Annotated in this window: 12 protein-coding genes, 8 tRNA genes and 3 rRNA genes; 3 read left to right on the top strand and 20 right to left on the bottom strand. The window is 42.1% G+C overall.

The features are described from left to right. The 7 genes from pheT to AB8618_RS05235 form a co-directional block, all read right to left on the bottom strand. A complete protein-coding gene (gene pheT, locus AB8618_RS05265; protein WP_413401618.1) occupies positions 1-2,388 on the bottom strand; it encodes a phenylalanine--tRNA ligase subunit beta in 2,388 nt (795 codons plus the stop codon). Positions 2,389-2,403: 15 nt separating this feature from the next. Continuing rightward, positions 2,404-3,384 carry a phenylalanine--tRNA ligase subunit alpha gene (gene pheS / locus AB8618_RS05260; protein WP_008468473.1) on the bottom strand — a complete coding sequence of 327 codons (981 nt, stop codon included), beginning with the start codon at positions 3,382-3,384 and terminating at the stop codon, positions 2,404-2,406. An 82-nt stretch (positions 3,385-3,466) separates the two neighbouring features. Next, the gene (hda, locus tag AB8618_RS05255; RefSeq protein ID WP_413401616.1) at positions 3,467-4,177 is read right to left on the bottom strand and encodes a DnaA regulatory inactivator Hda; all 711 of its coding nucleotides are present in this window, start codon (positions 4,175-4,177) and stop codon (positions 3,467-3,469) included. After that, entirely contained in the window at positions 4,177-5,232 is a 1,056-nt protein-coding gene (locus AB8618_RS05250) for a DUF2066 domain-containing protein (RefSeq protein ID WP_205988852.1), read from the bottom strand. Before AB8618_RS05250 ends, hda begins: the two co-directional genes overlap by 1 nt. A gap of 526 nt (positions 5,233-5,758) precedes the next feature. Then, positions 5,759-5,873: ribosomal RNA gene (gene rrf / locus AB8618_RS05245) — 5S ribosomal RNA — on the bottom strand. 136 nt (positions 5,874-6,009) lie between these two features. Next, positions 6,010-8,896, bottom strand: a 23S ribosomal RNA gene (locus tag AB8618_RS05240). Positions 8,897-9,185: 289 nt separating this feature from the next. Further along, positions 9,186-10,719: ribosomal RNA gene (locus AB8618_RS05235) — 16S ribosomal RNA — on the bottom strand. The 16S, 23S and 5S rRNA genes sit together here, the layout of an rRNA operon. Positions 10,720-11,315: 596 nt before the next feature. On the opposite strand from AB8618_RS05235, the gene AB8618_RS05230 reads away from it, so the two are divergent. Beyond that, positions 11,316-12,734, top strand: coding sequence for an alanine/glycine:cation symporter family protein (locus AB8618_RS05230; protein ID WP_413401614.1), 1,419 nt, complete (start codon positions 11,316-11,318; stop codon positions 12,732-12,734). Between the two features lie 669 nt (positions 12,735-13,403). Here AB8618_RS05230 and AB8618_RS05225 read toward each other — a convergent pair. The 12 genes from AB8618_RS05225 to AB8618_RS05170 form a co-directional block, all read right to left on the bottom strand. Continuing rightward, positions 13,404-13,490, bottom strand: a tRNA-Leu gene (locus tag AB8618_RS05225). Between the two features lie 37 nt (positions 13,491-13,527). Then, a tRNA-Cys gene (locus tag AB8618_RS05220) sits at positions 13,528-13,601 on the bottom strand. Between the two features lie 18 nt (positions 13,602-13,619). After that, positions 13,620-13,695 (bottom strand) — tRNA-Gly (locus tag AB8618_RS05215). Between the two features lie 63 nt (positions 13,696-13,758). Further along, a tRNA-Leu gene (locus AB8618_RS05210) sits at positions 13,759-13,845 on the bottom strand. A gap of 39 nt (positions 13,846-13,884) precedes the next feature. Further along, positions 13,885-13,960, bottom strand: a tRNA-Gly gene (locus AB8618_RS05205). A 64-nt stretch (positions 13,961-14,024) separates the two neighbouring features. Then, positions 14,025-14,111 (bottom strand) — tRNA-Leu (locus tag AB8618_RS05200). A gap of 35 nt (positions 14,112-14,146) precedes the next feature. Beyond that, positions 14,147-14,220: transfer RNA gene (locus AB8618_RS05195), tRNA-Cys, on the bottom strand. Between the two features lie 28 nt (positions 14,221-14,248). After that, a tRNA-Gly gene (locus tag AB8618_RS05190) sits at positions 14,249-14,324 on the bottom strand. A 141-nt stretch (positions 14,325-14,465) separates the two neighbouring features. Further along, positions 14,466-15,011 (bottom strand): CDP-diacylglycerol--glycerol-3-phosphate 3-phosphatidyltransferase, encoded by a 546-nt coding sequence (gene pgsA / locus AB8618_RS05185; RefSeq protein WP_036933597.1) that lies wholly within the window; start codon positions 15,009-15,011, stop codon positions 14,466-14,468. 42 nt (positions 15,012-15,053) lie between these two features. Further along, on the bottom strand, positions 15,054-16,877 hold the full coding sequence (gene uvrC, locus AB8618_RS05180) for an excinuclease ABC subunit UvrC (RefSeq protein ID WP_413401612.1): 1,824 nt from the start codon (positions 16,875-16,877) through the stop codon (positions 15,054-15,056). Between the two features lie 9 nt (positions 16,878-16,886). Further along, positions 16,887-17,537 (bottom strand): UvrY/SirA/GacA family response regulator transcription factor, encoded by a 651-nt coding sequence (uvrY, locus tag AB8618_RS05175; protein WP_010391483.1) that lies wholly within the window; start codon positions 17,535-17,537, stop codon positions 16,887-16,889. Between the two features lie 167 nt (positions 17,538-17,704). Further along, positions 17,705-18,856, bottom strand: a complete 1,152-nt coding sequence (locus AB8618_RS05170; RefSeq protein WP_178955647.1) for a dicarboxylate/amino acid:cation symporter — start codon at positions 18,854-18,856, stop codon at positions 17,705-17,707. Positions 18,857-19,233: 377 nt separating this feature from the next. Here AB8618_RS05170 and cysK point away from each other — a divergent pair, with 377 nt between their 5' ends. Both cysK and AB8618_RS05160 read left to right on the top strand, forming a co-directional pair. Further along, a complete protein-coding gene (gene cysK, locus AB8618_RS05165; protein WP_138609305.1) occupies positions 19,234-20,202 on the top strand; it encodes a cysteine synthase A in 969 nt (322 codons plus the stop codon). Between the two features lie 145 nt (positions 20,203-20,347). After that, positions 20,348-20,797 (top strand): hypothetical protein, encoded by a 450-nt coding sequence (locus tag AB8618_RS05160; protein WP_138609303.1) that lies wholly within the window; start codon positions 20,348-20,350, stop codon positions 20,795-20,797. A gap of 84 nt (positions 20,798-20,881) precedes the next feature. On the opposite strand, the gene AB8618_RS05155 is transcribed toward AB8618_RS05160, so the two are convergent. Next, complete coding sequence (locus AB8618_RS05155) at positions 20,882-23,158, bottom strand: acyl-CoA dehydrogenase (RefSeq protein WP_413401609.1); 2,277 nt, start codon at positions 23,156-23,158, stop codon at positions 20,882-20,884. Positions 23,159-23,358 lie beyond the last annotated feature (200 nt).

Here is a 23,358-nt window from a genome sequence, read left to right as displayed (position 1 = left end):
CTAGTCCCTCAACGATGCATTAAACTGTTCGGCCAGTGCGGCCACCACGTTATCAACTACCTGATTGATATCTTTCTCTTCGAGTGTTCTATCAACCGCCTGCAGTGTTAGAGCAATCGCCAAACTCTTATAATTTGGCTCAATACCTTTGCCCTTATACACATCGAATAAGTTTAGGTCAACCAATTGATTTCCGCCAACTTTTCCGATGACGTTTAAAATATCACCAATTTTAACGCTGTCTTGTACTAAAATAGCGATGTCGCGGCGATTTGATGGGAATTTAGACACCCCTACAGCTTGAGGTAAATTTCTTTTTTCTAATGCCGACATTTCAATTTCAAACACAAAAGTAGCATTGTTGATATCTAACGATTTTTGCGCTTGAGGATGTAATGCACCAAAGAAACCTACTTTTTTACCATCAACATAAATAACGGCAGACTGACCTGGGTGAAGACCATCCGATTGCTCAGCTTTAATTTCAAAGCGGCTAACATCGTTGGTAATTGCAAGTAATGCTTCAACATCCCCTTTTAGGTCATAAAAATCAACGTTACGTTTTTCTTCAACCCAATGCTCACCATGAACCAAACCAGTAATAACGCCACCAATAACAGGCACTTGGTATACACCATTTTCAGCATTTTCATCACTGATAAACTTAAGGCCGTGTTCAAATAAGCGAATACGAGGTTGTTGGCGGTTTTGGTTATACGCAACAGATGAAAGCAACCCTGGCATTAAACTTACACGCATCGCTGACATTTCAATTGAAATTGGGTGCGGCAATACCAATGCATTACACTCAGGGTGTAAAATAGCTTGCGCTTTAGGGTCAACAAAACTGTAAGTAATGGCTTCTTGATAGCCACGTGTTACTAAGGCATTACGAAAACGGCTCAGGGCAACAGTTGACTCATCATGCGTGGTCATTTTCAGTTTTGCAGTTGGTGCAACATTAGGAATGCTGTTATAACCGTATACACGTGCAACTTCTTCAATTAAATCTTCTTCGATACGAATATCAAAACGGTAGCTTGGTACATCAGCACTCCAGCTATCATTGTCAAATTTAACATCAAGTCCTAAACGCGTCAGAATATCGGTTACTTTCGCATCTTCAATATGATGACCAATAACGCGATCTAAACGTGAACGACGTAAACGTACTTCAGTTACTTTTGGTAACTTATCAGCAGCAACAGCTTCAACAACAGGGCCCGCTTCACCACCAACAATTTCAAGCAGTAACGCTGTAGCGCGCTCCATTGCGTCATGTTGTAGCGCAAAGTCTACGCCACGCTCATAGCGATGAGATGCATCGGTATGTAAGCCGTAGCTTCGTGCTTGACCAGCAATGGCAACAGGATTAAAAAATGCGCTTTCTAACAGAATATCAGCTGTTTTTTCAGTAACGCCAGATTGCTCACCACCAAAAATACCAGCAATGGCTAGCGCTTTATGATGATCGGCAATCACTAATGTCGATTCATTTAACTTTGCAGTGTTACCATCAAGTAAAACTAATTCTTCACCTGCGTTTGCACTACGTACTTTAATTCCACCTTCAATCGCATTTAAATCAAATGCATGCATTGGGTGACCAAGCTCTAATAAAACAAAGTTAGTCACATCAACTACTGGGTCGATTGAACGCACACCGCTACGGCGTAGCTTTTCAACCATCCATAAAGGAGTTTCAGCATTAAGGTTAATGCCTTTAATAACACGGCCTAAATAACGAGGACAAGCTTCATCGTTAACCAACTCAATTGATACTTTATCTTCAATTGTCGGCGCTACTGCTGGAATGCTTAATGTATTAACATCAATGCTGTTCAATACGCCAACTTCGCGGGCAAGACCTTTAATACCTAAACAGTCACCACGGTTAGGGGTTAAATCTACATCTATGATGTTGTCATCTAACCCTAAGTATTCGCGTAAATCTGTACCAATCGGCGCGTCAAGCGGCAATTCCATAATGCCGTCGCCTTCTTCGCTAATACCTAGCTCATCAAACGCACACAACATGCCGTGTGATGGTTGACCACGAAGTTTGGCCTTTTTAATTTTAAAATCACCTGGTAATACTGCACCAACAGTGGCAACAGCAACTTTAATACCTTGGCGGCAATTTTGTGCACCACAAACAATATCAAGCAGTTCATCACCACCAACATTAATTTTTGTTACACGTAGTTTATCTGCATCAGGGTGCTGACCACATTCAACCACTTCACCTACAACAACACCATTAAATTTGGCTGCTGCCGGCTCTACGCCATCTACTTCTAAACCAGCCATTGAAAGCTGTTCCGAAAGAGCTTGCGTATCAATTGCAGGATTTACCCACTCTCTTAACCACTTTTCACTAAATTTCATTTTATTTCTTCACTCTTAACGGAACTGGTTTAGGAATTTTAAGTCGTTTTCGAAAAACGCACGTAAATCGTTTACGCCGTAACGCAACATAGTTAAGCGCTCTACACCCATACCAAAAGCAAAACCGGTGTATTTTTCAGGATCGATACCAACAGACTTAAGTACGTTAGGGTGAACCATGCCACAACCTAAAACTTCTAGCCATTTACCGTCTTTACCCATTACATCTACTTCAGCTGAAGGCTCTGTAAATGGGAAGAATGAAGGACGGAAGCGAATTTCCATATCTTCTTCAAAAAAGTTACGTAAAAAGTCATGTAAAATACCTTTGAGCTCAGTAAAGCTAACGTCCGTATCGACCATTAACCCTTCCACCTGATGGAACATAGGTGTATGTGTTTGATCGTAATCATTACGGTATACACGCCCTGGTGAAATTATACGAAGTGGCGGCTGCTCTGTTTCCATGGTACGAATTTGCACACCACTAGTTTGAGTACGCAACACCAACTTAGGATTAAAGTAAAAAGTATCGTGATCGGCACGAGCAGGATGGTGCTCAGGAATATTTAGCGCATCAAAGTTATGAAAATCATCTTCAACTTCAGGGCCTGATTTAACTTCAAAGCCTAGTTCACCAAAAAAGCTTTCAATACGCTCAATTGTACGTGTTACTGGGTGAAGGCCACCAGAAGGCATAACGCGCCCAGGTAAAGTTACATCGATAGTTTCAGCAGCTAGTTTTTCTTCAAGTGCTTTACTCGCTAAAAGCTCACGCTTGTCATTAATTGCGCTTTGCACATCTTGCTTAGCTTGATTGATTACCTGGCCTGCTTCTTTGCGTTCTTCAGGAGCAATTTTACCCAGTGTTTTAAGTAAGCTGGTGATCTCGCCTTTTTTACCAAGGTAGTTAACCCTGATCTCTTCTAGTTGCGCGATTTCACTGGCACTGGCAACTGCCTCAAGTGCTTGCGCTAATATATTTTCTAAGTTCATTCGATACCTGATCTTTCAAAGAAGGTGATTACAATTTAGTTAGCTAATGATAACTGAAAGCGGGGTCTAGATTCTAGACCTACTACAGCTTTAGCGTTGATTTTATGAAAGGAATAGTTAATTTTCGCTGTGCAGCCATGGATGCATGATCTAATTTGTCTAATACATCCAGTAATGCGCGCATATCACGACTTAAACGGGTTAATAAAAAACGCGCACATTCGTCACTCAGTTCAAGTCCACGCATGTTCGCCCGTTTAACTAACGCTTGTGCTTTATCATCATCACTCATAGAACGAATTTGAAAGGTGGTACCCCACTTCAAACGTGATTCTAAATCGGGCAAGCTAATATTAAGCATATTTGGGAGTAAATCAGCAGTTACTACCAGCATTTTATTAGGCTCATTAAAGCGGTTAAAAAAGTTAAATAACGCTTTTTCCCATGCGTCATTACCTGCCACTAGGTGAACATCATCAATACATAATACATCTAGCGCCTCAAGGCCATCTAAAACCATCGGCCCAAAATGTAGAACTTCTCGCATTGATAGCAGCATATTCGATAAGCCGCGCTCTTGGGCTTGAATACAGGTGGCGTATAACAAATGGGATTTACCTGAGTCTCCTAAGCCACACAAATAAGTATACTGAAAAGCTTGAGATAGCTTAGAAAAACTATCTTTAAGATGGCTTACCTCTAATGAGTCTTCTCCACCAAAATAAGAGGCAAATGTTTCATCATCCGGTAAAGTAACCGGTAGCGCCATTTGCATTGGCTCTTGAGTTAGCATTAGTTTTCAACCCATTGATACTCTAGGCTTTGCTTATCAACTATGTGATAAAAAGCACGAGGGTCGACATAATCTTTAAAGGCATTATCAAGACCAAGGGCTTTTTTAAGGTCGTTAACAGTGCCGGTATGATCTAGCTTAAATTCAACCGAATCGGGAGTTTTACGTATGATAACCGCTTGGGTTACAACACTTAGGTTGAGTAGACGGCGCTTTGCCAATTCTATATCCACAAAGGTATCAGTCCCTTTTAAGGTCAAATTAGCAGTACGCTGTTCATAATACGCATTAGGATCGATGGCGTATTCGCCAGCTAAACCTTGTGCTAAATCATCAAGCATTTGCGCAACAATTTGCTGTCTATAGCCAATAATTCGGTTAGATTCAAACATTTCATCATTGGTGAAGCGCCAATCTAATACCCAATTATCTGAGTTAAACTCTTGATACATCCTAGCAGTAATACTTCGCTCAGCACTGTAGCGTTTAGATGCCTCTTCTACTGGTTCAGAAAAGTTTCCCCAAACCTCAGGGACTCCAACAAGGCGTCTATCTTGTAAATCCAGCAAAGGCACAACCACAGGTAAGCCACGACGGCTTGCTTTATCATAAATGAGTTGCTCTAACTGTGGGTAACTTTCTTGCGTTACTAGTTCTCGTTGCCTGTTATCTTCAATCCCTAACCAGATAGCAACCAGTGGGCGCTGCACTCCCCATAGTGGCAAATTAAGATCTTTAATTAACGCATTGATCTTTCGAGCCTCAAATTTGACTAATAATTTAAGCTCTCCGGGGATACGTTCATCGTATTCAAATTTTAACATGTAATCAGATATGTCTTTGGTGCGCTGCTTCGCTAGCTGATTTTGGTCCGCGCTTTTATCACCGCTCACTTTTACTAATACGTTCAGCAACGCTTTGCGGCTAGCGTCTAAACGTGTATCACGAGATTTATCTTCTACAACCAAAATATCTTGATATAGATCAGTTACTTCAACTGCTGATACAGAAACACAAAAGAAAATGGATAAGGCGCTAATTAATAATCTATACACAGGCAAATCATTCATGGTTTTAAACTGTTTTGATCCTAAATCAAAGCCACTAACAAAGCAAAATTATATTTTTCTCAGTAACTAACATCATTAAGCTCGCTTTAATGATTATAAAAAACCTCAAAGTAAATACCAGCTTATTAGAATCGGTGCTCTTTTGAGTAGCAACAAGGAAGCATAGTGTCGTAGTAGTATAAACAACGTGGAGAGTCATAATGAAGGTATAGAGATAGCTTTTAGGTGTTATTCTTTTCCTCTCACCTTGTACCTTTGTTTTCACTTTCCTGCAGATGTAAAAAAGCTCGGCTCTTTCGAGTCAAGCTTTCTACAATTGAGGCATGATAATGTCGTAGTGCCCACAGCGATGAAGAGTCACATAACAAATGGGATACTATCATTGGTCGGGGCTCGCCTTCGAGCTGTTTCGTTTCACTACTGAGTTCGGCATGGGGTCTTGGCTATGTTTATTAAATCCCAAACAACAAAAAACCCGCTACATTACTGTAACGGGTTTCTCTTATTTGGAGCCTGGTAATGACCTACTTTCACATAACAAATGCTACACTATCATCGGCGCTGTTTCGTTTCACTACTGAGTTCGGCATGGGGTCAGGTGGGTCCAAAACGCTATTGTCACCAAGCAAATTTGGTGTCAGTCCGTATCGCTACGCACTAACTAAAATTTGGAATTTCTGATAATAAAGTTTTCAAGTATCTACTTTAGTCTATTAACTTCTTCGCTTGTTTCACTATCACATAAAACGCGTTTGGCGTTGTATGGTTAAGCCTCACGGGTAATTAGTACAAGTTAGCTTAATGGCTCACACCACTTCCACATCTTGCCTATCAACGTTGTAGTCTTCAACGGCCCTTCAGAGACTTTAAAAGTCTAGTGAGAACTCATCTCGAGGCCTGCTTCGCGCTTAGATGCTTTCAGCGCTTATCAGTTCCGAACGTAGCTACCGGGCAATGCCATTGGCATGACAACCCGAACACCAGCGGTTCGTTCACTCCGGTCCTCTCGTACTAGGAGCAACCCCTCTCAATTCTCAAACGCCCACGGCAGATAGGGACCGAACTGTCTCACGACGTTCTAAACCCAGCTCGCGTACCACTTTAAATGGCGAACAGCCATACCCTTGGGACCGACTTCAGCCCCAGGATGTGATGAGCCGACATCGAGGTGCCAAACACCGCCGTCGATATGAACTCTTGGGCGGTATCAGCCTGTTATCCCCGGAGTACCTTTTATCCGTTGAGCGATGGCCCTTCCATTCAGAACCACCGGATCACTATGACCTACTTTCGTACCTGCTCGACGTGTCTGTCTCGCAGTTAAGCTGGCTTCTACCATTACACTAACCGTACGATGTCCGACCGTACTTAGCCAACCTTCGTGCTCCTCCGTTACTCTTTGGGAGGAGACCGCCCCAGTCAAACTACCCACCAGGCACTGTCCGTAACCCCGATTCAGGGGCCAACGTTAGAACATCAAAACTACAAGGGTGGTATTTCAAGGACGACTCCACAAAAACTAGCGTCTCTGCTTCAAAGTCTCCCACCTATCCTACACATGTAGGTTCAATGTTCAGTGCCAAGCTGTAGTAAAGGTTCACGGGGTCTTTCCGTCTAGCCGCGGGTACACAGCATCTTCACTGCGATTTCAATTTCACTGAGTCTCGGGTGGAGACAGCGTGGCCATGGTTACACCATTCGTGCAGGTCGGAACTTACCCGACAAGGAATTTCGCTACCTTAGGACCGTTATAGTTACGGCCGCCGTTTACCGGGGCTTCGATCAAGAGCTTCTCCGAAGATAACCCCATCAATTAACCTTCCGGCACCGGGCAGGTGTCACACCGTATACGTCATCTTGCGATTTTGCACAGTGCTGTGTTTTTAATAAACAGTCCCAGCCACCTGGTCACTGCGGCTCCAATCAGCTTAGAGAGCAAGTCTCATCACCAATCGGAGCGTACCTTCTCCCGAAGTTACGGTACGATTTTGCCTAGTTCCTTCACCCGAGTTCTCTCAAGCGCCTTAGTATTCTCTACCTGACCACCTGTGTCGGTTTGGGGTACGATTCGGTATAATCTGAAGCTTAGAGGCTTTTCCTGGAAGTATGGCATCAGCAACTTCATCACCTTGGTGACTCGTCTCGTGTCTCAGCCTAACAGCAACCCGGATTTACCTAAGTCACTAGCCTACACACTTTCACATGGACTACCATCGCCATGCTTGCTTAGCCTGCTCCGTCCCCCCATCGCAATTATACCAAGTACGGAAATATTAATCCGTTTCCCATCGACTACGCCTTTCGGCCTCGCCTTAGGGGTCGACTTACCCTACCCTGATTAACATGGGATAGGAACCCTTGGTCTTCCGGCGTGCGGGTTTTTCACCCGCATTATCGTTACTCATGTCAGCATTCGCACTTCTGATACGTCCAGCATACCTCCCGGTACACCTTCAACCGCTTACAGAACGCTCCCCTACCACTCAGAATAAATTCTGAATCCGCAGCTTCGGTGCATAGTTTAGCCCCGTTACATCTTCCGCGCAGACCGACTCGACCAGTGAGCTATTACGCTTTCTTTAAAGGATGGCTGCTTCTAAGCCAACCTCCTGGCTGTCTGGGCCTTTCCACATCGTTTCCCACTTAACTATGACTTTGGGACCTTAGCTGGCGGTCTGGGTTGTTTCCCTCTTCACGACGGACGTTAGCACCCGCCGTGTGTCTCCCGGATATTACTTTACGGTATTCGGAGTTTGCAAAGGGTTGGTAAGTCGGGATGACCCCCTAGCCTTAACAGTGCTCTACCCCCGTAAGTATTCGTCCGAGGCTCTACCTAAATAGATTTCGGGGAGAACCAGCTATCTCCCGGTTTGATTAGCCTTTCACTCCTAACCACAGGTCATCCCCTAACTTTTCAACGTTAGTGGGTTCGGTCCTCCAGTTGATGTTACTCAACCTTCAACCTGCCCATGGCTAGATCACCGGGTTTCGGGTCTATACCTTGCAACTATTCGCCCAGTTAAGACTCGGTTTCCCTACGGCTACCCTAATCGGTTAACCTCGCTACAAAATATAAGTCGCTGACCCATTATACAAAAGGTACGCAGTCACCCAACAAGTGGGCTCCTACTGCTTGTACGTACACGGTTTCAGGTTCTATTTCACTCCCCTCACAGGGGTTCTTTTCGCCTTTCCCTCACGGTACTGGTTCACTATCGGTCAGTTGGGAGTATTTAGCCTTAGATGATGGTCCACCTATATTCAGTCAAAGTTTCACGTGCTCCGACCTACTCGATTTCACTTAAAATGCGTTTTCATGTACGGGACTATCACCCTGTATCGTGGCACTTTCCAGAGCCTTCCATTAACACATAATAAGCTTAAGGGCTGTTCCGATTTCGCTCGCCGCTACTATCGGAATCTCGGTTGATTTCTTTTCCTACGGGTACTTAGATGTTTCAGTTCTCCGCGTTCGCCTCGTTAACCTATGTATTCAGTTAACGATACCTGCAAGCAGGTGGGTTTCCCCATTCGGAAATCCTAGTCTCAAGTGCTTTTTACTAGCTTGACTAGGCTTATCGCAAGTTAATACGTCCTTCATCGCCTCCAACTGCCAAGGCATCCACCGTGTACGCTTAGTCACTTAACCATACAACCCAAACGGGTCTTTGTTTTGTGACAGTTTAACTTCGCCAGAAGTTAATATTGAATACTAAAGTAGATACCAATTAATCCGAAGATTAAATTGGCACTGAATGATACTGCTATCATTCTTTTTTACTTTTGAAAACTCTGTACAAATAACAATGTTATTCATACGAATTTTATTATCAGCTTTTCCAAATTTTTAAAGAGCATATTAATTAGTTAACCCAAAGGGTAAAACTAACTAACAATCATCTGTGTGGACACTACGAACAAATAAGTTCTAAATCGTATAAGGAGGTGATCCAGCCCCAGGTTCCCCTAGGGCTACCTTGTTACGACTTCACCCCAGTCATGAATCACTCCGTGGTAAACGTCCTCCCGAGGGTTAGACTATCTACTTCTGGAGCAACCCACTCCCATGGTGTGACGGGCGGTGTGTACAAGGCCCGGGAACGTATTCACCGCGTCATTCTGATACGCGATTACTAGCGATTCCGACTTCATGGAGTCGAGTTGCAGACTCCAATCCGGACTACGACGCACTTTAAGTGATTCGCTTACTCTCGCGAGTTCGCAGCACTCTGTATGCGCCATTGTAGCACGTGTGTAGCCCTACACGTAAGGGCCATGATGACTTGACGTCGTCCCCACCTTCCTCCGGTTTATCACCGGCAGTCTCCTTAGAGTTCTCAGCATTACCTGCTAGCAACTAAGGATAGGGGTTGCGCTCGTTGCGGGACTTAACCCAACATCTCACAACACGAGCTGACGACAGCCATGCAGCACCTGTATCAGAGTTCCCGAAGGCACCAAACCATCTCTGGTAAGTTCTCTGTATGTCAAGTGTAGGTAAGGTTCTTCGCGTTGCATCGAATTAAACCACATGCTCCACCGCTTGTGCGGGCCCCCGTCAATTCATTTGAGTTTTAACCTTGCGGCCGTACTCCCCAGGCGGTCTACTTAATGCGTTAGCTTTGAAAAACAGAACCGAGGCTCCGAGCTTCTAGTAGACATCGTTTACGGCGTGGACTACCAGGGTATCTAATCCTGTTTGCTCCCCACGCTTTCGTACATGAGCGTCAGTGTTGACCCAGGTGGCTGCCTTCGCCATCGGTATTCCTTCAGATCTCTACGCATTTCACCGCTACACCTGAAATTCTACCACCCTCTATCACACTCTAGTTTGCCAGTTCGAAATGCAGTTCCCAGGTTGAGCCCGGGGCTTTCACATCTCGCTTAACAAACCGCCTGCGTACGCTTTACGCCCAGTAATTCCGATTAACGCTCGCACCCTCCGTATTACCGCGGCTGCTGGCACGGAGTTAGCCGGTGCTTCTTCTGTCAGTAACGTCACAGCTAGCAGGTATTAACTACTAACCTTTCCTCCTGACTGAAAGTGCTTTACAACCCGAAGGCCTTCTTCACACACGCGGCATGGCTGCATCAGGCTTGCGCCCATTGTGCAATATTCCCCACTGCTGCCTCCCGTAGGAGTCTGGGCCGTGTCTCAGTCCCAGTGTGGCTGATCATCCTCTCAAACCAGCTAGGGATCGTCGCCTTGGTGAGCCATTACCTCACCAACTAGCTAATCCCACTTGGGCCAATCTAAAGGCGAGAGCCGAAGCCCCCTTTGGTCCGTAGACATTATGCGGTATTAGCAGTCGTTTCCAACTGTTGTCCCCCACCTCAAGGCATGTTCCCAAGCATTACTCACCCGTCCGCCGCTCGTCATCTTCTAGCAAGCTAGAAATGTTACCGCTCGACTTGCATGTGTTAGGCCTGCCGCCAGCGTTCAATCTGAGCCATGATCAAACTCTTCAATTAAAAAGTTTTTTGTCTTTCGACAGCTCAATGAATTCTGAATTTATTTAATATCTTTCGATATTGAATTGACTGTGCTGCAATTCCTACCTAAGTAGTTATTGCTGTTGGTCACTCAGTTTAAATTGAGACTCTAAATTTGTTTGCCTCACTTAGTAAACTAAGCTTGGCTGTTAGAACTCAATCTGTACGAGTGCCCACACAGATGATTGCTTTATATTGTTAAAGAACGTTGCGACGTTGTCGCTAGGGATGCGTATAATACACCCTTTATTTTTCGAGTCAACACTTAATTTTAAACTTTCTTACGATGATTTAAACTTAAGTTTTATTTAACTCTCTGAGTAGTTTGTGCCTCGCTATGCGTTGGCGTTCCCCGTCTCAGTGGGGTCGCATTATAGGGCTAATCGATTTTAACGCAAGCGTTTTTAAACGCTTTTTTGCATTTAATTTTTACCCCAAAGATACCCCACCCAGACACACAAGATACCCACAAAACCCTGTGGATAACTCATTTTTTTGCGCTGTTTACTAAACTATTTACCTTGCTTGTGATAAGTTGCGGCGCATATTTACAACTCGTTCACTAGGCAACACACATGACAGATATAATAAATAGTATAAGTGGTCTCTTATGGGGTCATATTTTAGTGTACTTATTAATAGCCGCTGGGCTATTTTTTACCATACGTCTTGGTTTCATCCAATTTGTACAATTCCCACACATGATTAAAGTCATGTTTCAAAGTCGCCAAGGGTCAGATGGCGGTATTTCCTCTTTTCAAGCTTTCTGTACTTCTTTAGCCGCCCGTGTTGGCACCGGTAATATGGCAGGTGTTGCAGTCGCACTTTATTTAGGTGGTGCTGGTGCTATTTTTTGGATGTGGTTAATTGCTTTGATAGGTATGGCCACTAGTTTTGCAGAAAGCACATTGGCTCAAGCTTACAAAATACGCGATGAAGAAGGCAACTTCCGTGGAGGCCCTGCTTATTATATGGAATACGGACTTGGCAAGCGCTGGATGGGCATCGTATTCTCACTATGTTTAATTTTAGCCTTTGGATTAGTTTTTAATGCGGTACAGTCAAACTCTATCGCTGCAGCTTTTGAAGTCGCCTTTGGTATTCCTAACTATATAATAGGTATTGCACTTGTAATTGGTTCAGGCATCATCATATTTGGTGGCCTAAAAACAATATCACGATTTGCTGAATTAGCAGTGCCATTTATGGCCGCTGCCTACTTAATTGTTGCACTGTATATATGTGCTGTAAATTACACTGAGTTGCCTGATGTGTTTATGCATGTAATTAGAAGTGCCTTTGGTCTTGAACAAGCTGGTGCCGGTGCAATTGGTTATGGTGTAATGCAAGCAATGATCCAAGGGATCAAGCGCGGGTTATTCTCAAACGAAGCGGGTATGGGTAGTGCTGCTAACGCTGCAGCAACTGCAACTCCTAACCCACCTCACCCTGCATCACAAGGTTATGTACAAATGCTAGGTGTCTTTGTAGATACCATTATAATTTGTACTGCCACTGCCGCGCTTATTTTATTATCAGAGCAATTAGTTCCAGGTTCTGATGTAACAGGTATAGCACTTACACAAGCAGCGCTTGAGGAGCATGTTGGTAGCTGGGGTGCAATATTTGTTGCAGTCGCTATTTTGTTTTTTGCTTTTACATCAATTGTAGCTAACTATTCTTATGCAGAAACGAACTTATTGTTTTTAGAGCATAACCATGCATCTGGCATGCTGATCTTCAGATTATTAGTGTTAGGTATGGTGATGTTTGGTGCGCTTGGCGAATTACCATTAGTGTGGACTCTAGCTGATGTGTCTATGGGCCTAATGGCGATTGTAAACGTAATCGCGCTATTTATGCTCTCAGGAGTTGTGGTGTGGCTTGCCAAAGATTACAACGCTCAACGACGTGCTGGAAAGTTACCGACGTTTGATCCAAGTAAAAACAACAAGCTTAATAAAACTATTCCGAAAGGTATTTGGCACAAATAACTTTAAAGAGATTTAAGTTAAAAACCCGGAACGGCCATGGCCATTTCGGGTTTTTTATTATCTAGTACCAATTCGCTTAATTAAGTGGTCTATTTTGAGGCTGGGAAAACGTGTTGATAGCTAGGCAAAAAATTTGCTATTTCGTTGTTCTAAATGAGAATTTTTTAACGCAGCTAGTGAGACTCTATTAAACACAGTAGCATCATCAAGCTTCTCATACCTCCTTATAAGCGATTAAGATCAACGCTCTTAATACACTTTATGGCTTTGTAATGGTGTTAATACAAGTAACTGTATACCAACTCTGGTTTATGTATATAACGAAACACAGCCACCAACTCCATTTAAGAGCCTTATACCACTACTTTTATATAAACCGCTTAGTATTAGGTTGTCTATTTTGAATTATAAAAATCTTATATATAGCAAAGCTTAAATTTAGTGTTTTGTTTTAAATGAGAGTTTTTCCGTAGCTAGCGTTAAGTTTGAGCTATAAAAAATGATCAAAGGCAATATATTGATGGGATAGGCTTTTTAAAAAATCTGAGACATAAAGGTTTCAAATAAACGAAATAATTTAGTCTAAGGAATACTAGTTGGATAAAGTGCTTTTTCGATTAAGAATTTAATCATAAGTAGCTAAATTAGAAATGAAAGGGAATATTAAAGTGGTGCCCGAGGCCGGACTTGAACCGGCACGACTTGTTAGTCGAGGGATTTTAAATCCCTTGTGTCTACCAATTCCACCACTCGGGCATCGAGTTTGCTAATTAAAGCGTGTGGAGTAATTATTTGGAGGCGGAACCCGGAGTCGAACCGGGGTAAACGGATTTGCAATCCGGTGCATGGCCACTCTGCCATTCCGCCTAAACATATCAAATAATTTGGAGCGGCACACGAGGCTCGAACTCGTGACCTCGACCTTGGCAAGGTCGCGCTCTACCAACTGAGCTAGTGCCGCATCATATTAATTCTAAATATTTTTTATAAGTTACATATTGGTGTATGCAACCAAACCACAAAGTGGTGCCCGAGGCCGGACTTGAACCGGCACGACTTGTTAGTCGAGGGATTTTAAATCCCTTGTGTCTACCAATTCCACCACTCGGGCATCGAGTTTGCTATTTAAAGCAAGTGGATAAAAATAATATGGAGCGGCACACGAGGCTCGAACTCGTGACCTCGACCTTGGCAAGGTCGCGCTCTACCAACTGAGCTAGTGCCGCATCATATTAATTCTAAATAATTTTTTATAAGTTACATATTGGTGTATGTAACCAAACCACAAAGTGGTGCCCGAGGCCGGACTTGAACCGGCACGACTTGTTAGTCGAGGGATTTTAAATCCCTTGTGTCTACCAATTCCACCACTCGGGCATCGAGTTTGCTATTAAAGCGTGTGGAGTGTTGATTGGAGGCGGAACCCGGAGTCGAACCGGGGTAAACGGATTTGCAATCCGGTGCATGGCCACTCTGCCATTCCGCCTCAATACTAGGTTAGCTTTAAGATAAACTGGAGCGGCACACGAGGCTCGAACTCGTGACCTCGACCTTGGCAAGGTCGCGCTCTACCAACTGAGCTAGTGCCGCTTAATGTTTATCTAGGGGGCTATGCCCTCTCAACACGGACGCATTCTACAGAGATTATTAAACGCGTCAACACAAAAAATGCTACTTTTGAACTGTTTGATTATTTTTTATCTAAAATGGTGCGTTATTAGACGTTTACAATCAATTTTTGGTCAATTCTCCCCATGCTGCAACTAAATATTGCACCATAGAACTAAGCGTTAAAAATGTGGCTATATAAAGTAAGCCATAACTTAAATACATCATCCAGCTATCGTACTGCCAAATTAAACCGATAATGGCTAACATTTGAGCTGCGGTTTTTAACTTACCCATATCAGATACAGCTACGTTACCGCGTTTCCCCTGTTCAGCCATCCATTCGCGTAGCGCCGATATAACAATTTCACGGCTAATAATAATAAGCGCGGGTATGGTCATATACAAAGATTGGTAATGCTCAGATAAAGCAACCAAGGCAGCACACACCATTACTTTATCAGCAACCGGGTCTAAAAATGCACCAAAAGGCGTTGATTGCTCAAGTTTACGGGCTAAATAGCCATCAAGTATATCTGTGATCGAAGCCAGCCAAAAAATAAAGGCAGCAACAAAAAATGCCCATGAATAAGGCATATAAAATATCACCAAAAAAATGGGGATAAGAAAGAGTCTAAACGTTGTGAGTGTGTTTGGAATATTCCACATAACTACTTGGATATGTCTTTTTTTCTATATTCGCACATAGGGCTAGCCCTTGTCATGCAAATGGTTAAATATCTTCTCAGCCATGTCAGGACTGATCCCAGGAACTTTCTTTAGCTGTTCTATATTAGCAGCTTTTACACCTTGCATGCCCCCTAAATATTTTAATAATGTTTGTCGACGCTTTGAACCAACGCCATCTATTTCTTCTAATAACGACTGAGTCCTTTGTTTTTGGCGCTTATTACGGTGCCCTGCAATTGCAAAACGATGGGATTCATCGCGTATATGCTGGATCAAATGAAGCGCTGGTGCATCAGAATCCATAGGAATTGTTTTACGCCCGCCATCTATAAGCAAGGTTTCAAGACCCGGCTTACGGCTAGTGCCTTTTGCAACACCGACTAATAGCGGCATTTTTGTATGCGGCCAGTTTTCGAAATATTGCTCTGCTCTACCTAATTGACCTTTACCACCATCGATAAAAATAACATCGGGAATTTTCTCCTCATCAACCAACTTGTTGTAACGTTTGTTTAGTGCAAATTCCATAGCGGCGTAATCATCACCACCGGTAATACCGGTCACGTTATAACGACGATACTCTTTATTGTTAGGGCCTTGAGAATCAAATACAACACAACTGGCCACTGTGTTTTCACCCATGGTGTGACTGATATCAAAACATTCCATGCGATTAATATCATCAAGACGCAAAGTAGCCTTTAATTGCGCATAACGCTTGTTTATCGAGTCTTGAGTGCTTTGCTTAACCGTAATGCTATTTAATGCATTTTTATTCGCTAACTGTAAGTACTGTGCTCGCTCACCACGGGTTACCACTTTAAGCGATACTTTACGTTCACTTATTTGAGTCAAGGCTTCACCTAGTGCATCACTTTCTTCTATCTCAAATGGTAAAATGATTTCTTTAGCAATGCGCCCTGTCGCACCTGGAGCTAAATAATATTGACCTAAGAAAGAGGTTAAAATTTCTTGCTCTTGTGAGTCTTTAGGCACCTTTGGAAAATAAGTTTTACTACCCAGCACTTTATGATCGCGAATCATTAATAGATGAATCCCATTTAAACCGTTTAAATGGGCAAAGCCGACCACATCCATTTCCGCAAAATTGCCAGAGATAGATTGCTGCTCCTGCATTTTACGCAGCAACATAATTTGGTCGCGAACTTTAGCTGCAAGTTCAAAATTAAGCTGCTCACTGGCTTTTTCCATTTTAGCAATGAGATCGGCTATTACTTCATGAGATTTACCAGTTAAAAACTTGCGGACATAATCAACTTGCTGCGCGTATTCATCTTCAGAGAGTTTATTAACACACGGCGCAGAGCAGCGTTTTAATTGATACTGTAAGCAAGGTCGACTACGCGCACGGTAGTAGGCATCTTCGCATTGACGTACCGGAAATATTTTTTGCATTAAGCGCAAACTTTCTGAAACTGCCCCCGCGCTTGGAAACGGACCAAAATATTCACCTTTTACTTTTCTGCTGCCACGGTGAAAGGCTAAACGAGGATGCTTATGATTAGTAAGTAGTATATAAGGGTACGACTTATCATCACGTAACAGAATATTATAACGTGGCTGATATTTTTTAATGAGGTTGTTTTCGAGCAGTAAAGCTTCTGTCTCTGTATTAGTAAGCGTGACTTCAATATTATAAATATTACTTACTAAAACACGGGTTTTACTATCGGTTATATTACTACGAAAGTAACTACTTACCCGCTTTTTTAAACTTTTAGCTTTACCGACATAGATAACTTGGTTGTCATTATCGAGCATGCGATAAACGCCAGGCTCACTCGATAATGTTTTTAAAAACTGGACATGATCAAATTCAGACATATATACCGACTAGTAGGAGATATCTATATCAATCATTTTGTAACGTATGGCTAAATGAGTAAGCTCTACATCGCCTCCTACGTTAAGCTTTTCAAACATGCGATAGCGATAACTGTTTACTGTTTTAGAACTTAAATTTAAGCGATCAGCAATATCCTGTGCTTTTTCACCTTTGGTGATCATCAACATAATTTGTAGTTCACGCTCGGATAGGCTTTGAAAAGGGTTTTCATCGGTACGCCCGGTTACCTGCGCAAGTGCAATCTGTTGCGCTATTTCTGGAGCAATATAGCGTTGTCCTGCATGTACACAACGTATAGCGCGAACCATTTCATCAGATCCAGCACCTTTGGTTAAAAAGCCATGAGCACCAATTTGCATGACCTTACTTGGAAATGGGTCTTCGCAATTAACAGTAAGCACAATAATTTTTACATCAGGGCAGTAACGGCAAATCTTTTTAGTTGCCTCAAGACCACCCATACCAGGCATGTTCATATCCATTAACACTATATTTGGCGCATGCTGACGACAAAACTGCACAGCCTCTTCGCCTGTTTTAGCTTCACCTATTACTTTAAAACCACGTATATCATCAAGAATACGTCTGATCCCTGTGCGCACAAGTTCATGGTCATCAACTAAAAGTACGTTAATCAATGGAACACCCTCACTAGCCTAATAAGATGCAAGTTAACAAAATTAATATCCAACATTAGCATAGATACGACGAAACCATAACTAATATTATGCTTTCGCCATCGGTCTTCATGACCGATATGATTAAAAGCGTATTTAGCTATAGCAGGTAAATACGCCCCAATGATTTATGCTGACGCCTTTTCACTAAAACGGTCTACCCATAAAGCAATAATACCATCGCCAGTTACATTACACGCAGTGCCGAAGCTATCTTGCGCTAGATAGAGTGCAATCATTAGTGCCACCGCACCTTCGTTGAAACCAAGCATGCTAGTTAATAAACCTAACGCCGACATTACTGCACCACCTGGTGCACCTGGCGCTGCAATCATCACTACACCTAACATCATAATGAATGGCAACATAGCCATTAATGAAGGTACTTCCATGCTAGGCGATAAAAACATCACAGCCATAGCACAGGTAACTATTGTAATTGTTGAACCTGATAGATGAATAGTGGCGCATAATGGCACGGTAAAGTTAGCTACATCTTCTTTAACGTTATTGGCTTTACTTGATTGCAAAGATACTGGAATGGTTGCCGCACTCGACATTGTTCCTAATGCAGTAAAATACGCAGGTAACATATTTTTAATTAGCTCAATAGGATTACGCTTAAGTAATAGGCCTGAGGTAATGTATAAAACACTCAACCATAACCAATGCATCACTAATGCAGCAATGAGTACAACACCAAATGCTTGTAATGTATCAACAACGGTGCCTGCTACAGTCATTTCCGCAAATACACCCGCAATATAGAACGGTAATGCCGGAATAATTACTTTTGAAAGTAAACCATCAATAATATCGCGCCCCTGATCCGACACAGTTTTTAATGTGTCTAAGCCAAGCTGGCTCATACCAATACCAAATACAAAGGCTGTGACTAAAGCAGTCATTACACCCATTAACGGTGGAATTTCTAAGTCAATGAAGCTACCTACTTCGGTCACGGCTTCAGCTTCAAATGAAATCCCGCCGCTTAAAAACGGAATAACCGCTGTCACTAATAAAAACGCTAAAGTACCAGCTATAATTGTTGAGCCATATGCAAAACCCACCGTTTTCCCCAGTAGGTGCCCTGACCCTTTCGGAAGCCCAGCAATCCCTGAGGCAATAAAAAATAAAATAATCAGTGGGATTGTAAAACTAATAAGCTGGCCAATAAGCTCTTTTATTGTGTATAAAAGCTCAACGCCAGTTAGGGGAATGTAGAGCCCGACTAAAATACCGGCCACAATACCGGCAATTAATTTTAAGATTAACTTCATGGTGATTACTTTATTGAATTTAGATAGTGTGTTTTTACCATGTTTTGAATAGTTTGTGTCAATAAACTGTTCAACCACAGTTCATTTGCACAATTAACCAACAAAATGTCAGTGAGTAGTATTGATTTGTTTAAATAACGGCTACATAAACAAAGGATAAAGTGCAAAGTTAAAAACGAACAAATGGCTTCAAGCTCGCCGTTTTAATAACTAAAAAATTAACAGATTGAGTTTTTAGTTCAATCCGTTATAAGCGTAATTAATATATGTTATAGCCAAAGCTTACTTTAACTTTTTTTATCTCACAGTAAAGTAGGCTTATAAAGTTAACAGAGCAGCTGTTAACGTGTTGATCAGATTGTACCTAAAGGAACATTATGTCTACTATTTTTGAAGATAACTCACTAAGCATCGGTAACACACCGTTGGTAAAACTTAACCGTGTTACAGGTGGGAATGTATACGCTAAAGTTGAATCACGCAATCCTAGCTTTAGTATCAAATGCCGTATTGGTGCATCAATGATTTGGGAAGCTGAAAAATCAGGTCAACTTACCAAAGATAAAGAGCTTATAGAACCAACATCAGGTAATACCGGTATTGCATTGGCATTTGTTGCTGCTTCTCGAGGCTACAAACTAACGCTTACAATGCCAAACACCATGAGCTTAGAACGTCGTAAACTATTAAAGGCACTGGGTGCTAATCTAGTACTCACAGATGGCGCTAAGGGTATGAATGGCGCTATTGCTAAAGCCAAAGAAATTCAGTCAGCAGACCCAGATAAGTTTATTTTGCTTCAACAGTTCGAAAACCCGGCAAACCCAAAAATTCACTTTGAAACAACGGGTCCGGAAATCTTTAATGCACTCGATGGCGAAATCGATTTCTTTGTTGCAGGTGTTGGTACTGGCGGTACGATTACAGGCGTAAGTCGTTATCTTAAAAAAGAACAAGGCTTAAATGTAAAATCAATAGCTGTAGAGCCAAGCCATTCGCCAGTTATTAGCCAAACACTTGCTGGTGAAGAAGTAAAACCAGGGCCACATAAGATACAAGGCATTGGCGCAGGCTTTATTCCTGGGAATCTAGACTTATCAATTATTGATGGCGTAGAGCAAGTGTCTAATGAAGAATGTATCGCAATGTGTCATGAGCTAATGAAAAAAGAAGGGATCTTAGTCGGTATTTCTTCGGGTGCAGCTGTGGTTGCAGCAAAACGAATTGCTGAACGTCCTGAAAACGCAGATAAAAATATTGTGGTTATTTTACCAAGCGCAACAGAACGCTACTTATCAAGCCCAATGTTTGATGAAGAGTTTTCTGAGCAAGAGCTTGTTCAGTAATCGAACGACCTTATTAAAAAAGGATGTTTTTTAACATCCTTTTTTATTGCTTTTTTAATAAGTTGGCAACTATTCGGTGCTATCCTCTTTACATCTTCTCCATTCCATCACACACTTTATGTATGAGTAATCAACATGACCAAATATGAAAACAATTTTAACTTCTTTTGTGCTCATTTTTAGTATTTTGATCGTCGGCTGTAATGAAAATACTAAACCTAAAGAACAGTACATCGACAACGATCGTCCAGGCGATACCGCCACGGTGTATTTTGATGCACTTTATAATCAGCATAATTTGCAAAAAGCCAGCAATTTTGCAACACCTAAACTAGCTCGTATAATGAAGTCATACGGCACAGCAAAACAATTTGCCCGTAGTCTTATTAATTTACAGTACGATGAAGTAGTGATTGAAATTGATATGTCAAATTCAAGCCTTCGAGAACAATACGGCAATCAGGCTAAAATAAATATTGTATTTACTGGTTATTTTAACGGTAAAAAAATTGATGATTTTCGCAGCATCGAAATGCTAAAAATAAAAGGTAAGTGGTACGTAGATAAAATCATCGCCGATCCCTACGGACGCTGATCAGCGTTTAATCTCATAAATATATAAATACACTAAAAAGCCTTAAATTATAAATTTAAGGCTTTTTAGTGCTTGAGTAGAATGTTAGATGTCTTCAGGTTTAAAGTTATCTACCGCAATAGCCTGCATTCGTAATTTGTTAGCATGATGCATAGCTTCAGCATCTAACTTAGTAACTAACTCATGCTCAAGAGCGTAATCAATAGCTTGTCCAATATCAAAAGATGCAGGTACCTTACCTTTTCGTTGCCACTGTTTTAACTGTTTAAATTGATTTTGCATATCGTGCATCGCTAAAAAAGCATTTTCCATCACCCCTGTGCCTGCATTCTCATCGACGTAACACAAATGTGTAAGTCTATTTCTAAACACGCCTGGTTGCGTCATATGCTCACAAATACGTTGTGAAGTTGCATCACTTGGTTTGTGATAATGATTGCCTAACGGAAACACAATGCGTTTAAGAGCAAAGTTAACCACCGGGTTAGAGAAGTTTTTAAAGAAACCATCAAATGCTTGGCCTATCTCATACAATGATGTCTCTATTGCATACTTAACGAAAGGCAAATCAGCTTGCTGACGCCCTTCATCTTCAAAACGTTTTAACACGGTAGAAGCAATATACAAGTGACTTAATACATCGCCTAAACGTGCCGATATCATTTCTTTACGCTTAAGTTCACCACCTAGCATAAGCATTGCAACATCAGTTGTAAGCGCCAATCCTCGGCTCATTCTCCCTAATTGTTTATAGTAAGCTGCGGTTTCTCCGCATACAGGTGCTTTGGCAAAATGGCTGCGAGTTAAGCCATGCATTAAAGCCATACTTGCATTGCTGATGGCAAATACAATATGGTTCATTAGTAGGCCATCAAATTGCTCAAGTGCGGCGTCATCATCTTCCATTGCTGCCGCTTCCATTTCTTTTAATACAAACGGATGGCAACGAGTAGCACCTTGGCCAAATATCATTAAATTACGGGTAAGAATATTAGCGCCCTCAACCGTAATCGAAACTGGAATACCCATATAGCCATGTGCTAAATAGTTATTAGGCCCAACCTGAATCCCTTTACCTGCATGAATGTCCATTGCATCATTCATAACCGTTCGACCCATTTCGGTCATATGGTATTTTGCAATAGCAGTCACTACCGATGGGCTTAGTTTTAAATCAATAGCGCCAGCTGTCATTAACCTGCACGATTCCAGCGCATAAGTTAGGCCACCAATACGTGCTAACCCTTCTTGAACCCCTTCAAATTGACCAATTGACACACCAAACTGTTGGCGAACAACAGAGTAAGCCGAAGTCATTTTAGCCGCTAAATGCCCTGTTGCAGTACTTAATGCCGGTAACGAAATACCACGCCCTGCACTTAAACACTCAACCAACATGCGCCAACCGCGCCCAGCACCTTGCTGACCACCTATAACCCAATCAAGTGGAATAAATACGTCTTTACCGTAAGTTGTACCATTCATAAATGCCATATTGAGAGGATAATGCCGCTCGCCGGTTTTAACACCCGGATGATCGGTTGGTATTAGTGCACACGTAATACCCAGCTCTTTTTCATCACCTAACAAGCCGTCTGGATCATACATTTTAAATGCAAGGCCAAGTACTGTCGCCACAGGCGCAAGGGTAATGTAACGTTTTGACCAATTTAAACGCAGCCCTAAAACTTCTTCACCGTCATGTTCGCCTTTGCATATTACGCCTGAATCTGGAATACTGCCGGCATCTGAACCGGCCTCTGGTCCCGTTAGTGCAAAACAAGGCACATCGTCGCCTTTTGCAAGACTAGGTAACCAGCGATTTTGTTGCTCAGTTGTTCCGTAGTGTAGTAATAACTCACCTGGTCCTAAGCTGTTTGGCACCATGACCGTCACTGCAGCGGTTAAGCTTTTAGTCGCAATTTTTGACACTATGGTGGAATTAGCAATAGCAGAAAATTCAAGACCGCCAAATTTTTCTGGGATTATCATTGCAAAAAAACCTTCGGTTTTTAAAAAGTCCCAAACCTCTTTAGGTAAGTCTTTATCTTTTTGTACTATTTTATAGTCATCAAGCATAGCTAATAACGCTTCAACCTGATTTTCAATAAATGCAGTTTCTTTTTCACTTAACTCCGGACGCGGATAGTTGTGTAATTTTTGCCAATCAGGATCACCACTAAATAGCTCGCCATCCCACCAAACATCGCCCGCTTCCATGGCTTCTCGCTCTGTTTGCGATAATGGCGGTAATACTTTTTTAAACATTTTAAAAGTAGGTCGGGTAATTAAGTTAAGGCGGATATCTTTAATCGCAAATACCACGATCACCACAACCAGTAATATAATAAATACTGACATAAGCACATTCCTTTACAGTTATAAAAACATTGATTTAATTATGACCGATCTTAATTTAAATACAATGGGGTGTCAGAGGGGGCCACGAAATGCTGAGCCGATTCCATTACAATTAAAATATAGCTACAAGTAGAGTTACATATTTTTTACACACAGCAAAAAGCCCACAAAATGTGGGCTTTTTACTACTTAATTGGTTT

This window comes from Pseudoalteromonas sp. RW-H-Ap-1, assembly GCF_048318575.1.
Classification (GTDB): Bacteria; Pseudomonadota; Gammaproteobacteria; order Enterobacterales; family Alteromonadaceae; genus Pseudoalteromonas.
Note: the sequence above shows the minus strand (reverse complement) of the source record. Positions and strands in the feature narration are given on the sequence as shown.